This is a genomic window from Sphingomonas sp., from assembly GCF_017744835.1.
Taxonomy (GTDB): domain Bacteria; phylum Pseudomonadota; class Alphaproteobacteria; order Sphingomonadales; family Sphingomonadaceae; genus Sphingomonas.
The window spans coordinates 95,335-109,846 of record NZ_JAGIAM010000002.1; the positions used below are offsets into that span (position 1 = coordinate 95,335).

The 14,512-nt window shown below is 69.1% G+C and carries 14 protein-coding genes, 1 tRNA gene and 1 pseudogene; 9 read left to right on the forward strand and 7 right to left on the reverse strand.

The window, feature by feature from the left end:
* Positions 1–39: 39 nt before the first annotated feature.
* The 4 genes from J7500_RS06490 to J7500_RS06505 form a co-directional block, all read right to left on the reverse strand.
* Positions 40–1,422, reverse strand: coding sequence for an RNB domain-containing ribonuclease (locus J7500_RS06490; RefSeq protein ID WP_294060798.1), 1,383 nt, complete (start codon positions 1,420–1,422; stop codon positions 40–42).
* 56 nt (positions 1,423–1,478) lie between these two features.
* A complete protein-coding gene (locus tag J7500_RS06495) occupies positions 1,479–3,119 on the reverse strand; it encodes a tetratricopeptide repeat protein (RefSeq protein WP_294060799.1) in 1,641 nt (546 codons plus the stop codon).
* Positions 3,120–3,239: 120 nt separating this feature from the next.
* A tRNA-Leu gene (locus J7500_RS06500) sits at positions 3,240–3,324 on the reverse strand.
* Positions 3,325–3,656: 332 nt separating this feature from the next.
* Positions 3,657–5,165, reverse strand: coding sequence for a YifB family Mg chelatase-like AAA ATPase (locus J7500_RS06505; protein WP_294060801.1), 1,509 nt, complete (start codon positions 5,163–5,165; stop codon positions 3,657–3,659).
* A gap of 184 nt (positions 5,166–5,349) precedes the next feature.
* On the opposite strand from J7500_RS06505, the gene J7500_RS06510 reads away from it, so the two are divergent.
* From J7500_RS06510 to J7500_RS06540, 7 genes and pseudogenes are all read left to right on the forward strand, one after another.
* Entirely contained in the window at positions 5,350–5,598 is a 249-nt protein-coding gene (locus J7500_RS06510) for a hypothetical protein (protein ID WP_294060802.1), read from the forward strand.
* A gap of 87 nt (positions 5,599–5,685) precedes the next feature.
* The gene (gene rpmH, locus J7500_RS06515) at positions 5,686–5,820 is read left to right on the forward strand and encodes a 50S ribosomal protein L34 (RefSeq protein WP_010545931.1); all 135 of its coding nucleotides are present in this window, start codon (positions 5,686–5,688) and stop codon (positions 5,818–5,820) included.
* Positions 5,821–5,846: 26 nt separating this feature from the next.
* Positions 5,847–6,158, forward strand: a pseudogene (rnpA, locus tag J7500_RS06520) (ribonuclease P protein component); the annotation flags it as partial.
* Positions 6,155–6,367: a membrane protein insertion efficiency factor YidD gene (gene yidD, locus J7500_RS06525; protein WP_294060803.1), complete on the forward strand. Its 213-nt coding sequence runs from the start codon at positions 6,155–6,157 to the stop codon at positions 6,365–6,367. The pseudogene rnpA and the gene yidD, both read left to right, overlap by 4 nt.
* A gap of 23 nt (positions 6,368–6,390) precedes the next feature.
* Entirely contained in the window at positions 6,391–8,112 is a 1,722-nt protein-coding gene (gene yidC, locus J7500_RS06530; RefSeq protein ID WP_294060805.1) for a membrane protein insertase YidC, read from the forward strand.
* A complete protein-coding gene (gene yihA, locus J7500_RS06535) occupies positions 8,109–8,747 on the forward strand; it encodes a ribosome biogenesis GTP-binding protein YihA/YsxC (RefSeq protein WP_294060806.1) in 639 nt (212 codons plus the stop codon). Before yidC ends, yihA begins: the two co-directional genes overlap by 4 nt.
* Before the next feature lie 89 nt (positions 8,748–8,836).
* Positions 8,837–9,181, forward strand: coding sequence for a hypothetical protein (locus J7500_RS06540; protein ID WP_294060808.1), 345 nt, complete (start codon positions 8,837–8,839; stop codon positions 9,179–9,181).
* 12 nt (positions 9,182–9,193) lie between these two features.
* Here J7500_RS06540 and J7500_RS06545 read toward each other — a convergent pair whose 3' ends face one another.
* Positions 9,194–9,949 carry a S8 family serine peptidase gene (locus J7500_RS06545; protein ID WP_294060809.1) on the reverse strand — a complete coding sequence of 252 codons (756 nt, stop codon included), beginning with the start codon at positions 9,947–9,949 and terminating at the stop codon, positions 9,194–9,196.
* Positions 9,950–10,394: 445 nt separating this feature from the next.
* Here J7500_RS06545 and J7500_RS06550 point away from each other — a divergent pair, with 445 nt between their 5' ends.
* Positions 10,395–11,060, forward strand: coding sequence for a glutathione S-transferase family protein (locus tag J7500_RS06550; protein ID WP_294060810.1), 666 nt, complete (start codon positions 10,395–10,397; stop codon positions 11,058–11,060).
* Here J7500_RS06550 and J7500_RS06555 read toward each other — a convergent pair.
* Positions 11,057–11,518: a cupin domain-containing protein gene (locus tag J7500_RS06555; protein ID WP_294060811.1), complete on the reverse strand. Its 462-nt coding sequence runs from the start codon at positions 11,516–11,518 to the stop codon at positions 11,057–11,059. The genes J7500_RS06550 and J7500_RS06555 overlap by 4 nt on opposite strands.
* On the opposite strand from J7500_RS06555, the gene dapE reads away from it, so the two are divergent.
* On the forward strand, positions 11,518–12,669 hold the full coding sequence (gene dapE / locus J7500_RS06560) for a succinyl-diaminopimelate desuccinylase (protein WP_294060813.1): 1,152 nt from the start codon (positions 11,518–11,520) through the stop codon (positions 12,667–12,669). The genes J7500_RS06555 and dapE overlap by 1 nt on opposite strands.
* Before the next feature lie 117 nt (positions 12,670–12,786).
* Here the strand turns inward: dapE and J7500_RS06565 are convergent, their stop codons facing one another.
* Positions 12,787–14,457, reverse strand: a complete 1,671-nt coding sequence (locus J7500_RS06565; RefSeq protein WP_294060814.1) for an EAL domain-containing protein — start codon at positions 14,455–14,457, stop codon at positions 12,787–12,789.
* Between the last annotated feature and the right edge of the window lie 55 nt (positions 14,458–14,512).

Genomic DNA, 14,512 nt, shown 5'->3' on the forward strand with positions numbered 1-14,512 from the left:
GTATCGAATGCGGAACGGAATGAAAGGTTGCAGCCCGCCCTATTCGACTCGTTCGAATTGCACCGCGCCACGCACGGTGTCCGCCGACGCGAGCCGTACCTGAAGCTGGGCACCGGGCTCGACGCCGTTGGTCCCGAGCCGCGCCACCACCGGCAGGTCGCGAAGCTGGAGCCGCACGCCGCGCTCGTCGACGTCGGTGACTACCGCGGTGAAGACTTTGCCCACGCTCCCGCGCAGCATCACTGCCTCGGCGAGGTCGATCACTGCGCGCTCGATATTGCCGCCGATCGCGTCGGCGCGGTCCATCACCTTGGGCAGCTTCTCGAACGCCTCGTGCACCGCCGCGGGGACCGGCTGGCCGTTGGCGACCGCGAGCGCGGCGCGCACGACGTAGCGATCCGCCAGCCGGCGCAGCGGCGCGGTGGCGTGGGCATAGGTCGCCGCGACCGCCGCGTGCCAGGGGACCACGCCTTCGCGGTACGGCTCATAGCCCGCGCCGTTCCCGGCGCGCCGGATCGCGAGCATGAAGGCGGCCTGCTTCGGGTCCTTGGGATCGAGCATGCGCTCGAACTGGGCCAGCGTCGCCGTGGCGGGCCAGGCGAGGCCGAAGGCCTTGGCGGTCTCGCGCAGCCGGCGCACGCCGCGGGCATCGGGCTCCGCCATAGTGCGGAACAGCCCGGTGTGGTGCGCGCGCAGCGCCTCGGCGACGGCGATGTTGGTCGCGAGCGAGAGCGCGGCATTGCGCTCCTCCGACACCAGCCGCGGGCGGAAGACCAGCTCGTAGCGCCCCTCGCCGAGCGCCGCGACTTCCTGCTCGGGCGGGTCGACGCGGGCGGCGCCGCGGCGATTCTCGGCGGCCTGGACGCGCGCGGAAAGCTCGGCGAAGCCGGCGGGCAGGTCTTCGTCGCGCACGCCGTCATAGGCCAGCTTGGCGCGGCTGCGGACCAATGCGCGCTCGACGCCGTCGAGGCTTGCCGTGCCGTCGGGCGCGACGCGCACGGTGAAGACCACCGCGGGCCGGGGCCCGTCGGGCAGCAGGCTCGCCGCGCCTTCGCTCAGCACGCGCGGATAGAGGCCGGCCTTGCCGTCGGGCAGATAGAGCGTGCCGCCGCGCTTCCACGCCTCCTGGTCGATCGGATCGCCGTCGGACACGAACCAGGCGACGTCGGCGATCGCATATTGGAGCAGCAGATCGGCGCCGCTGGTCTCGATCGCAAAGGCCTGGTCGAGGTCGGTCGAGCTGGCCGGATCGAGCGTGACGAAGGGCATGGCGGTGCGGTCGACATGCTCGGCAGGCACGCGGAGGGCGGCCGCCTCGGCGGCTTCGAGGACCTGCGGCGGGAAGCTCTCGGGCACGTCGAACCGCTGGCGGATCGCGGCGAGCCCTTGGCCCAGCGCATCGGTCGGATCGGAAATACGCATCGGCTTAGGCGTACATCAGCGCGCCGCGGGGGGCAAAGCCCCTGCCCAGTGGCCCTTTATTTACGCGTCAGCAGCGCGGATGCCGCCTGCTTCTCGGCAGGGCTCATCCGCCGTTCGAGCGCGGCCAGCGCGCGCGGCGCATTCTCGTTCCCGAGCCCTGCCGCGCGGCGCAGCCAGGCCCAGGCTCCGGGCACGTCCCTGGCCCCGCCCTCGCCCCGCGCCATCATCGCGCCGAGGTTGAACATGCCCTCTGGATCGTCGCCCTTCGCCGCGGCTTCGAACCATTGGCGCGCGGCGGCATCGTCCTTGGGAACGAGCTTGCCTTCGTAGAAATAGGTGCCGAGCGCCATGCGCGCCGCGGCGCTGCCCCGAAGCGCCGCGGACTTGTAGAAGCCGAGCGCGCGCTGCGGATCGGCCTTCACGCCCTCACCGAACTCATAGGCCCGGCCCAGTGCGTAGAGTCCGCCGCCGTGATTGTTGCGCGCCGCGGCCTGGTACCAGCCAAGCGCTTCCTTGCGATCCTGCGCCACGCCGCTCCCGCCGATGTACAGGATCTCGGCGAGCGCGAACTGGGCGGCCGGATAGTTGAGCTTGGCAGCCTTGCGATACCAGGAAACCGCCTTCTTCACATCGCGCGGCGCGTCGATGCCGTGGTTGTAAAGATCGCCGAGAACCTTGGCGGCGGGGACATGGCCTACCTCGAAGGCGCGCGCATACCACTTGCGTGCCTGTTCCGGGTCCTTCTCCACGCCGCGGAAGCCGCTGCGGTAGAGATTCGCGAGGATCACGCTCGCCTCGCCCATCGCGGTATTGAGCTCGGGTCGTCTGGGATCGAACAAGGGCGTCTCGCGGGCTGGATTGAAGGGCGATTCCGCCGTCTTCTTCAGCCATTTCACTGCCTCGACCGGATCGGACTTGTCACCCAGCCCCTGGAGATAGAGCTTGCCGACGAACAAGGTCGCCTCGTCCCCGCCCTCCGCCGGGGTCAGCTTGCTGGCGGCCTTCTTGAACCAGACCAGCGATTCGGCGAAGCGACGCTGATCGAAGAGCGCGAACCCCATCGGCAGCGTCGTATCGCGGCCGGCGATTTCCGCGCGTGCCTGGATGTAACGGCCGTTCGCCGCAGCGGCTCGAGAGGCCGGATCGAACTGGGACGCGCCATTCTCGGACCAGCTGCTGCTCGCTGGAACGAAGCCCGATCCGGCGGAGCCGGCCGTGCTCGCGCCACCGCGGACGAACGCGGCGCGGCAGCCCTGGACTGCATTGCCGAAGCTGGCTTCGTCTATCGAGATCCCCGCCCCGCCCTCTTCGCTCAAGGGAGGCGGGGCGCTTTCGATGGCAATTTCCCGCAGATTCGCATCACGCACGCCGAATCGCGCCTTGGCGAGATCGGGAAGCGGCGACCCCGGCGGCACCAGGGGCGGCGCGCTGTAATCGGGATCGCGCGGCAGCCGGGTCGGCAGGAACGGGAAAGGGCCACCCGCCGCTGCGAACAACGCCTGATAAAAGGGATCGCGGGCCATCATTTCGCAGGTGGCGGAACGCGGTGCCTCGGCACCGGGCATCCGCTTGCCCTCGACCACGACCTGCTTCTGATCGCCGGATTCCGACGCGGTCTGCGCATGGGCAAGCCCGGGAATCAGTACTGCGGTGCCGAGAACGACCGCCCAGAACCGCCCATGTGCCCGACCCTGCATCCTGCTCTCCCCTATCGAGCATGACGGGCAGCCGCCCGCATTCCGCAGGAGGCTAACATCGATTCGTCGCATCGGGAACAGGGCCGCAACGGCAGCTTCATGCGGGCGAGCGCGTGAAGATGGTGCCCCCGGCCGGACTCGAACCAGCATGCCTTGCGGCGTTCGATTTTGAGTCGAATGCGTCTACCAATTTCGCCACGGGGGCAGCGAGCGCGTGTGGCTAGACGATGGGCGCGCGCGCTGCAAGCGGCGTGCGCGTGGAAGCGGAAATGCTGCCGATGCTGGCGATCGGGGCCTAGCTTCGCACTTTTCCCGCGTTTTCGGAAATAATGCTGCGCGCACGCGTAAGCAAATTACGCGACCACCCCGTGCCTGCGCGGAAGTTGACACCGGCGGAAGTGGACAAAGTTTGCACCCTCCGCAGGGTTTTTCTGTTTTCCCAATCCAAAGAGCGCCGCCGGCCCGTTCCCGCGGACAGCCAGCCAAGCAGGCGAAGTCCTACATTGCAAGCAGCCAGCGGCGCGCGCCCTTGAGCCTTCAACTCCGCGGTGCTTGCCGGCGGTAGCTCAGTGCCTCGGCGACATGGATGCGGCCCACGCCCTCCGCGCCCGCAAGGTCGGCAATGGTGCGGGCGACGCGGAGGACGCGGGTGTAGCCGCGGGCGGAGAGGCGCATGGCTTCGGCGGCCTGGGCCAGGAGCTTGCGGCCGGGTTCGTCGGGCTCGGCAGTGGCAGTGAGGATCTCGCCATCGGCCTCGGCATTGGTGCGGGCGGCGGCGTCGCGGTAGCGATCGGCCTGGATTGCGCGCGCTTGGGCGACGCGCGCGGCGACTTCGGCCGAGCCTTCGGCGGGCGGCGGGAGGACGAGGTCGGCGGCGGTGACCGGCTGGACCTCGACGTGCAGGTCGATGCGGTCGATCAAGGGCCCCGAGACCTTGGCCTGATAATCGGCGGCGCAGCGCGGGGCGCGGGCGCAGGCGAGCGCGGGGTCGCCGAGGTGGCCGCAGCGGCACGGGTTCATCGCCGCGACGAGCTGGACGCGCGCCGGGAAGGTCACATGCGCATTGGCGCGCGCGACGCTGACCACGCCGGCCTCGAGCGGCTGGCGGAGCGAATCGAGCACCGCGCGCTGGAATTCGGGAAGCTCGTCGAGGAACAGCACGCCCAGATGCGCCATGCTGACTTCGCCGGGCTTGACCTTGAGCCCGCCGCCGGTGAGCGCCGCCATCGAGGCGGAGTGATGCGGCGAGCGGAACGGGCGCGTGCGCGTCAGCCGCGCGCCGTTGAGCGTGCCCGCGACCGAGCCGACCATCGAGACTTCGAGCGCCTCGGCTGCGTCGAGCGACGGCAGGATGCCGGGCAGGCACGAGGCGAGCAGCGACTTGCCCGCGCCGGGCGGCCCGACCATCAGCATATTGTGCCCGCCCGCGGCGGCGATCTCGAGCGCGCGCTTGGCGGTCTCCTGCCCCTTGACCTGGGCGAGGTCGCGGCCGCGGGCGGGCTCTTCCGCTTCGCCGGCGGGCGCGGGCGGGAGCAGCTGGTTGCCCTTGAAATGGTTGAGCAGCCCGATGAGGTCGGGCGCGGCGATCACTTCGCCCTGCCCCGCCCAGCTTGCCTCCGGCCCCTGCGCCGCGGGGCAGACGAGGCCCTTGCCGATCTCGGCCGCGTGGAGCGCGGCGAGCAGCACGCCGGGCGAAGGCGCGATCCGGCCATCGAGCGCGAGCTCGCCGACCACGACATAGCCGGCCAGCGTCTCGGCATCGACGACGCCCATCGCGCCGAGCAGCGCGAGCGCCACCGCCAAATCGAAATGCGATCCCTCTTTCGGCAGGTCGGCGGGCGAAAGGTTGAGGACGATGTGCTTGGGCGGCAGCGACAGGCCGATCGCGGCCATGGCGGCGCGCACGCGCTCGCGGCTCTCGGCCACTGCCTTGTCGGGCAGGCCGACGACGACGATCTTGGGGACGCCGGGGAGCAGCCTGCACTGCACCTCGACCGCGCGGGCCTCCAGCCCCAAATAGGCCACCGTCGAAACGCTCGAGACCATGCGCCATCCCCCCGGAGCACGAGCATAGCGCGATTCGGCCGTTGTGGAACGGATCGCCTCCGGAACGGACCAGCGTGCTGTCCCTGTCTTGCACAGGCAACACACGCTCCCCACATCCGCCGCCATGCTTCGTTCGAGCCACAAGCTGCTCCGCCCTATGCTGCTGGGCCTAGGAATCGTCCTGATGCTGGCGGCGCCACTGCTCGGCGTGCTGCCCGGGCCCGGCGGAATCTTCGTCTTCGCGGGCGGGCTCGTGCTGGCGCTGCGCAACTCGCCCTGGGCGCGCAAGCGCTTCGCCCGGCTGTGCAAGCGCTACCCGAAACTGGGCCACTACAGCGACATGGCGCTGCGCCGGCCGAGCTCGCGCCGTCGCCGCGCGCGGGCGCAGGAAGCGGCGGTGGCGGCGTCGGGCAATGCGGATCGGATGCGTTGACTTGCGCCGAACATGCCCCTATGGGCACCCGACACGCGGCCGTCCCTGTGGCGGCCCTTTTAGTTTCTAGATTCTCGAGGATGAGCGATGAAGCGGACCTTTCAGCCGAGCAACCTGGTGCGTGCGCGCCGGCACGGCTTCCGCGCGCGGATGGCGACCCCCGGTGGCCGCAACGTGATCCGCGCCCGCCGCGCCCGCGGCCGCAAGAAGCTGTCGGCGTAACTGCCGTACAGCTCGCGCGGCTCACGCAGCGCAAGGAATATCTCGCGGCGAATGCGGGGAAGCGGGCTCCCATGCCCGGCTTCGTCCTGATTGTGCGCGACCGTGGCGATGCCGATCCGGCGATTCGGGTCGGCATTACCGTATCCAAGAAGGTCGGCAACGCGGTGATCCGCAACCGGATGAAACGCCGGTTCCGCGCGCTCGCCCGCGAAGTGCTGCCCGTCGCAGGGATTCCCGGCGCCGATCATGTGCTGATCGGGCGCAATTCGGGAATCGAGCGCCCTTATGCGGACCTGAAGGCCGAGCTGGCGAAGGCGCTGGCGCGGGTGCGCAAGTGATCGCGCGCCTGCTGATCCTGCTCGCGCGCGCCTGGCAGCTCGGGCCGTCGCTGATCCTGCCATCCAGCTGCCGCTACAGCCCGAGCTGTTCGGCCTATGCAATCGAGGCGCTTCGCCGCTATGGGGCTGCGAAGGGCGCGTGGCTCGCCACCAAGCGGATCCTCCGCTGCCATCCATGGGGCGGGCACGGCTACGATCCCGTGCCTTGAACGGGACTTTCCGGGGAACATCGGTGAAAGACGACCAGAAGAACTTCCTGATCTTTGCGTTGCTCGCGGCGCTCATCCTGTTCGGGTGGCCGCAGATCATGCACTGGGTGTTCCCGCAGCAGCCCCCCGCGCCGACCAAGATCGAAGGCGGCAAGACCCAGGTGGTGCCCAACCCCGCCGCCGATCCCGCGGCCGATTCGGCCAAGGCATTGCGCGACCGCCAGGTCGTGCTGGCCGAGACGCCGCGCGTCACGATCGACACGCCCGCGCTCAAGGGCTCGATCAACCTCAAGGGCGCGCGCCTCGATGACCTGGTGCTCACGCGCTACGCCGAGACGATCGCCAAGAATTCGCCGCCGATCCGCCTGCTCTCGCCGGGCGGCGCGCCGGGCGCCTATTTCGCGCAGTTCGGCTGGCAGGGCGCCGGCGTCCAGGCGCCGGGGCCGGACACGATCTGGCAGACGAGCGGCCCCAGGCTGACTCCGACCACGCCGGTGACGCTGACCGCGCAGAGCCCGACGGGCCAGGTCTTCCGCATCGAGATCGCGATCGACGAGAACTATATGTTCACGGTCAGCCGCAGCGTCGCCAACCTGGGCGCCGCGCCGATCGCCGTCACGCCCTATGCGCTGGTCACGCGCGCCGAGAAGTCGACCGACGTCGACCAATGGGCCGCGCACGTCGGCCCGATCGCCGTCGCCAACGGTTCCGCCAACTACATCAACTACAAGGACGTGGCCGGGGGTCAGCCCTTCGACACCGTCGGCGGCTGGGCGGGCTTCACCGACCATTACTGGCTGACCGCAGTGATCCCGGATCAGCGTCTGGCCGTGCGCATCCAGCATCGCACCACCCCGACGGGCGGCTTCCAGGCGGACTATCAGCTTGCCGAGCCGATCACCGTGCCGGCGGGCAAGAAGATCACCTACACCAGCCACTTCTTCGCCGGCGCCAAGCAGGTGAACCTGCTCGAGACCTATCAGCGCGAGCTGGGGATCGTGCAGTTCGACCGCGCGATCGACTGGGGCTGGTACGGCATCATCGAGCAGCCGATCTTCTTCTACCTCAACTGGCTGTTCCACCTCGTCGGCAATTTCGGCGTGGCGATCATCCTGCTGACGATCACCATCCGCCTGCTGCTCTTTCCGATCGCCCAGCGCCAGTTCGCCTCGATGGCGAAAATGCGCGCGGTGCAGCCCAAGATGAAGGCGATCCAGGAGCGCTGGAAGGAGGACAAGCAGCGCCAGCAGCAGGAGATCATGAAGCTCTACAAGGACGAGAAGGTGAACCCGCTCGCGGGCTGCCTGCCGATGCTCCTTCAGGTGCCGATCATGTTCGCGCTCTACAAGGTGCTGCTGCTGACGATCGAAATGCGCCACCAGCCCTTCTTCGGCTGGATCCGCGACCTTTCGGCGCCCGACCCGCTCACGCCGCTCAACCTGTTCGGGCTGCTCGACTTCACGCCGCCGCACTTCCTGGCGATCGGCGTGGTGCCGATCCTGCTCGGCGTGTCGATGTTCTTCCAGATGCGGCTCAACCCCGCGCCGATGGACGACGTGCAGAAGCAGGTCTTCGCGTTCATGCCGTGGATGCTGATGTTCCTGATGGCGCCGTTCGCCGTCGGCCTGCAGCTCTACTGGATCACTTCGAACCTGCTCACGATCGGCCAGCAGTGGCTGCTCTATCGCCAGCATCCGGTGCTGCGCGAGCCGGTGAAGAAGGAACCCGCGGCGGCGAAGAAGTGAGCGGCTTCGACGAGGATCGGATCGAGGCGGCGCGCAAGGTCTTCGCCGGGCCCGTCGCCTTCCTGAAGTCCGCGCCCGAGCTCCGGCACCTGCCCAATCCGGTGGTGCCGGAGGTCGCGTTCGCGGGCCGGTCGAACGTCGGCAAATCGTCGCTTCTCAACGCGCTCACCAACCGCAACAGCCTGGCGCGCACCTCGGTGACGCCGGGGCGGACGCAGGAGCTCAACTTCTTCGACGTGGGCGATCCCCTGCTCTTCCGGCTGGTCGACATGCCCGGCTATGGCTTCGCCAAGGCGCCCAAGGACGTGGTCCGCAAGTGGCGGTACCTGGTCAACGACTTCCTGCGCGGGCGCCACGTGCTCAAGCGCGCGCTGGTGCTGATCGATTCGCGCCACGGCATCAAGGACGTCGACCGCGAGATCCTCGACATGCTCGACGATGCCGCAGTGAGCTATCGCGTCGTGCTGACCAAGGCCGACAAGGTGAAGGCCACCGAGCTGGCCGAAGTCCGCGAACGCACCGAGACCGAGGCACGCAAGCGCCCCGCCGCCCACCCCGACATCCTCGCCACGTCGAGCGAAAAGGGCATGGGGATTCCGGAGCTGCGCGCGGCGGTGCTCGAAGCGGTCAGCTGAGCGCCCGCGCCGCTGCGGCGGCACGATGTCTACACGCGTTGACGACTCGGGCGGCTTCCCCCTAGCCTCGGCGGCGAGGGAGAGGTCGAATGGATCGTAACGGCGAAACCGATCAGGCGCGCGAGCTCCACAACACGCTCGAATTCATCGGCATCCGCGCCCATGCCACGATGGTGGGGCTGCTCCAGCTCTCCACCGAGCTGGTGCGCGCGGGCGTGCTCGACGACGCGGCGATCCAGCGGATCAAGGACGCGATCTACAGCGAGGTCTCGCTCGCGCACACGCGCGGCCATTATCGCGCCGAGTTCGAGGAGACGCTGCGCAGGCGGCTGGACGCGATTTTCCCGCAGCCCGGGGGCGAGCGCGCGGCGCGGGTCGGCGACGTAGGCGATCTGCGCGCGGCGCTCGACGACCCCGAGGCGCCTCGCGAATAGCCGCGGGGGCGCTCAGCGCCCGCGGACGATGGCGATCTTCGAGGCGATCTCGGCCGTGACGAAGGGCGTCGAGAACGACGTGCCGGTGGCCTTGACCGGCTTGCCTTCCATATCCTGCGTCTCGACCTTGGCGCCGCGCCGCCAGACGAACTGGTAGCCGACGCGATCGGGATTGCGCGGCGCCGCGCTGAACGCGCAGGGATCGGCCTTCTCGTCGACCGCGCCGACCAGCCAGACGTTGCGGCCGCCGGCGCGCGCCAGATCCTTGAGCCGGGGCTCGCCGGGGCGGTTGCCGGCGGCGATCGCGACCTTGATGCCCTTGGCCGAGGCGGCGACGATCGCTTCCTTCATCGCCGGAGTCGGCTCGCCGCCGATCGAGAGGTTGATCACGTCGACGCCGAGCTCGACGGCCTTGTCGATCGCCGCGACCATGTTGGTGTCGAGGAAGCTGCACACGGGGTCGCTCTTGACGCACTTGCCCGGCGTATCGATGCGCAGCGAATAGATCTGGATCGGCGCCCTGGCCTCGCGCGCGATCACCGTCGCGACTTCGGTGCCATGGTCATGGACCGGCTTGAAGGCGGGGCGTTCGCGGAACACCGCGGCCATGTCGTACTCGGCCACCACCAGCGGGGCGAGCAGCGGCGTGCGGGCGATCCCCGAATCCACGACGGCGATCTTCACGGGACGGACGGCCTCGCCTTCGCGCGCGAGCGCCGGCGAGGCGCTCAGCAGGGCAGTGGCGAGGAGAACGGGCAAGCGGATCACGGGGGCGACTCTCTTCTTCTCTTCCGCCGCAAGCGACGTGTGTTCCAAAATCCCAGGCAGCAGCCGGCACCCGGCGAAGGACACCGGTTACCGTCGCTACCTGACAGCCATTTCCGCACCGGCTGAAACCGGCACGAACGCGTCAGCTCTCTCCTGCATGGGAGGTGCGACCACGGCTCTAACGGCCGTTCATCTGCACGTTGCTGCAGCCAGTTATTTTAAATTTTGGTTGAGACAAGTGGCTGAATCGTAACGAATACGTTCTTAACTCCAGTTTACACAGGGTAACATTGTTAGCGCTATCATCATCGCTTGGGGGCAGAGTCCTGTTAGCGCTACCGGATATGGGGCGCGGGCCGCCGAGGTGAGGCAAACCACCCTCCTCTTTCCGCCCAGGGATTTGGAGAACGTTGCCCCGCCGCGCGGCGCCCGTTATCCCGGCGGCATGAAGCTGATCATCGGCAACAAGGCCTATTCATCCTGGTCGCTGCGCGGCTGGCTCGCCTGCAAGCTCTCGGGGCTGCCCTTCGAGGAAGTGGTGGTGCCGCTGTACGACCAGGACTGGGAGAAGCGCCGCGAAGGCGACGAGTTCGCCCCCTCCTCGGGCAAGGTGCCGATCCTGTGGGACGGCGACGTGGTGGTGTGGGACAGCCTCGCCATCGTCGAATATCTCAACGACAAGACCGGCGGCACGCACTTCTGGCCGAAGGACATGGCCGCGCGGGCGATGGCGCGCTCGATGGCCGCCGAGATGCACTCGAGCTTCTCGGCGCTGCGGCGCAAGCACAGCATGAACGTGCGCCAGATCTACGCCCCCAAGGCGCCCGACGCCGACGTGGCGCAGGACCTGGCGCGACTGGTCGAGCTGTGGGCCGAGGCGCGCTCGCGCTACGGCAGCGGCGGCGACTTCCTGTTCGGCGAATTCGGCGCGGCGGACATCATGTTCGCGCCGGTCGCGACGCGCATCGTCACCTATTCGCTGCCCGTCCCGCGCTTCGCCCAGGCCTATGTCATGGCGCTGATCGCGCACCCCTTCATGCAGGACTGGATCGCCAGCGCGCAGGAAGAGGACTGGGTGATCGAGCAGTTCGAGACGCCCACGGCGGGCTAAGGCGTCTGCTTCTCCGGATAGGGCGTTCCGTCCTTGTGCGTGTACCCATCGGGGGTGAAGCGCATGTCGATGTCGGGATAGTCGCCGCCGGTATCGGGCCCGGCGCCGATCGCGAGGAACACGCAGTCGGCGTCGCTGCGGTTCTGGAGATGGTGGCCGTTTCCGTCGCCCTTCGGAAAGGCGGCGCAGTCTCCGGCGCGCAGCACCGTCTCGCCCGAATCGTCGACCAGCACCGCCTCGCCGGCGAGCATCACGACGAACTCGTCCTCGGTGTCGTGCCAGTGCCGTTGCGAGGACCAGGCGCCGGGCTTGAGCGTCACATGGCTCGCGCCCATTTCGGTGAGACCGGCGGCGGGCGCCAGCCGGCGCTGCCAGCGGCCCCGCACCGCCTGGTCGAACGGCGACGGATAGCCCGTCGTATTCGTCTGCGGGATTGTATCGAGATCGAGCTTGGGCAATGCCGCCTCCATCACTTCCGGGAGGCATTGTGGCCGACGTCGTCGAACTAACCAAGGCGCTGATTGCCGCCGAGAGCGTGACTCCGGCCCGGGGGAGCGTGTTCGACGTGCTCGAGGCCGCGCTCGTGCCGCTGGGCTTCGCGGTCGAGCGCTTCGTCGCCGGCGAGGCACCCGACGGGCCAGTCGAGAACCTGCTCGCGGTGCGCGGGAGCGGCGGCACGCATTTCGCCTTTGCCGGCCATCTCGACGTGGTGCCCCCCGGCGCGGGCTGGACGAGCGGCGCGTTCGAGCCCGAGGTTCGCGGCGACCTGCTCTACGGGCGCGGCGCAGTCGACATGAAGGGCGCGATCGCGGCGTTCGTCGCCGCGGCGGCGCGGCTGCCTGCGGATGCGGGGACGCTCAGCCTGATCATCACCGGCGACGAGGAAGGCCCGGCCACCTATGGCACGCAGAGCCTGATCGCGCGCATGGCCGAGCTCGGGCTGCAGCCCGAGCTGTGCCTGGTCGGCGAGCCGACTTCGGTCAACCGGCTGGGAGACATGATCAAGATCGGCCGGCGCGGATCGACCGTGATCGACATCGAGGTCCGCGGCCGCCAGGGCCATGTCGCCTACCCGCACCTCGCCGACAATCCGATCCCCCGCCTCGTCCGCGCGCTGACCGAGATCGATGCGATCGTGCTCGACGAGGGCAGCGACTGGTTCCAGCCCTCGAACATCGAGCCGCTCACGATCGACGTCGGCAATCCGGCGACCAACGTCATCCCCGGCGCGGCGCGCGCGCGGCTGTCGATCCGGTTCAACGATGCGCACCGGGGCGCCGACCTCATCGCCCGGATCGAGGAAGTCGTGCGCCGCCACGCGCCCGACAGCGACGTGCGCGGGCGCGTCTATGGCGAGGCGTTCCTCACCGAGCCGGGGCGGCTCTCGTCGCTGGTCTCGGGCGCGATCGAGGCCAAGCTGGGCGTGACTCCCGAGCTTTCGACCACGGGCGGTACGTCGGACGCGCGCTATCTGGTGAAGGTCTGCCCGGTGGTGGAGTTCGGGCTGCTCAATGCGACGATGCACAAGCTCGACGAGGCGGTGGCGCTGGCCGATTTGGCGGCGCTCGCGGACGTGTATGAGGAAGTGCTGCGGCGGGTGTTTGCCTGATCGTCACCCCCGCGAAAGCGGGGGTCCAGCTCCGGACGCCTCAGCTAAATTCACCGGCGCATTCGCGGATGCCGCGGGAGATGGGTCCCCGCTTTCGCGGGGATGACGAAGTTGGGCTCAGGAAGCTGCCCGGCGCGGCTCGAACTTGCGGGTCCAGTCGAGGAACTCGGCCTCGGCCATCGGGGCGGCGATGCAATAGCCTTGGAGGACGTCGCAGCCGATCACGCGGAGCACCGCGGCCTGGTCCTCGCTCTCGACGCCCTCGGCGACGGCCTGGCAGCCGAGGCCGTGGATCAGCCCGACGATCGCCTGGGCGATGGTGCGCGCCTCGGGCTGGGCTACGACATGCTCGACCAGGCAGCGGTCGAGCTTGACGCGGTCCACCGGCAGCTCGCGCAGCCGGGCGACGTTGGAGTAGCCGGTGCCGAAATCGTCGATCGCGATGCTGGCGCCGTCGGCGCGCAGCGCGGCGATGGCCTCGAGCACTTCGCCCGAGCAATTCATCGCCAGCGTCTCGCTGATCTCGAGCTCGAGCAGCGAGGCCGGCGCGCGGGCCGCGTGCATCGCGGCGCGGAGCTGGCGGAAGAAGCCGGCATGGTCGATCTGGCGCGGGCTGATGTTGACCGCGAGCCGCTGTTCGATGCCGAGGCGCCCCCAGCGCGAGATGGTCTCGGCGACGCTCGTCACCACCCAAGCGCCGATCTCGACGATCAGCCCGGTCTCCTCGGCACGCTCGATGAAGCTGCCCGGCAGCTTGATCCCGTCGCGATGCCGCCAGCGCAGCAGCGCCTCGGCGCCGGTGATGCTGCCGTCGCGAGCGCTCACCTGCGGCTGGAAGACGAGTGAGAATTCCTCCTTCTCGACCGCCTCGCGCAGTTCGCCCTCGAGCAGCACGCGTTCCTCGATCCGCGCGGCGAGCGTGTCGGTGAAATGCTCGAAACGACCGCGGCCGAGCGACTTGGCGTGGTACATGGCGGCGTCTGCGGCGCGCATCAGGTCGTGGAGCGTCGCGCCGTGATGCGGCCGCGTCGCCACGCCGATCGAGGCGCCGATCGTCACTTGCTGCTCGGCGAGCTCAAAGGGCTTGGAGAGCTCGACCAGGATCGCGTGGCCGATGCGATCGGTCGCGGCGCGCGCCGCGACGCCCGGCGCGAACAGCGTGAACTCGTCGCCTGCCAATCGACCGACCAACGGGGCCTCGCTCCCCTCTTCCGCCATCTTGTCGACAAGCCCCCGCAGCCGCGATGCGACCATGCCGAGCAGCACGTCGCCCTGTGCATGGCCGAGCGTGTCGTTGACCGATTTGAACCGGTCGAGATCGATGAAATAGAGGACCGCGCCCGCATCCGAAGGCAGTTCGGCGAGCGCGCCTTCGACGGTCTGGCGGAAATGGGTGCGATTGGGCAGGCCCGTCACCGGATCGAACATCGCGAGCCGGCGGACATGGTCGAAATGGGTGTGGAGCTGGCTGAACAGCGCGTCCATCGCATCGGCGAGCTGGGGTACGCATTCGCGCACCTCCTCCGGAGTGCCGCCCTCGAGATCGCCCTTGGCAGCGGTCGCCATCCGATCGATCGCGGCGTCGATCGCGCCGGCGGTCGAGGCGATGCTACGCTCGGCCGAGGCCCAGCTCAGGACGCCGCAGACGATCGCCGCGGTCAACGCCAGCCCGGCGCTGCCAACCGTCACGCGCCCCGGTGAAACCGCGGCGAGCGCAAGGATGAACACCACCGCTCCGGCGCACACCGCGAAGGCGATCGCGCGACTCTTGAGCGAAAAACCGTCCACTTAGACTGCCGATCCCCACCAGCCCGGCGCGAGCGCGCCCCTCTTCAACAGGCAG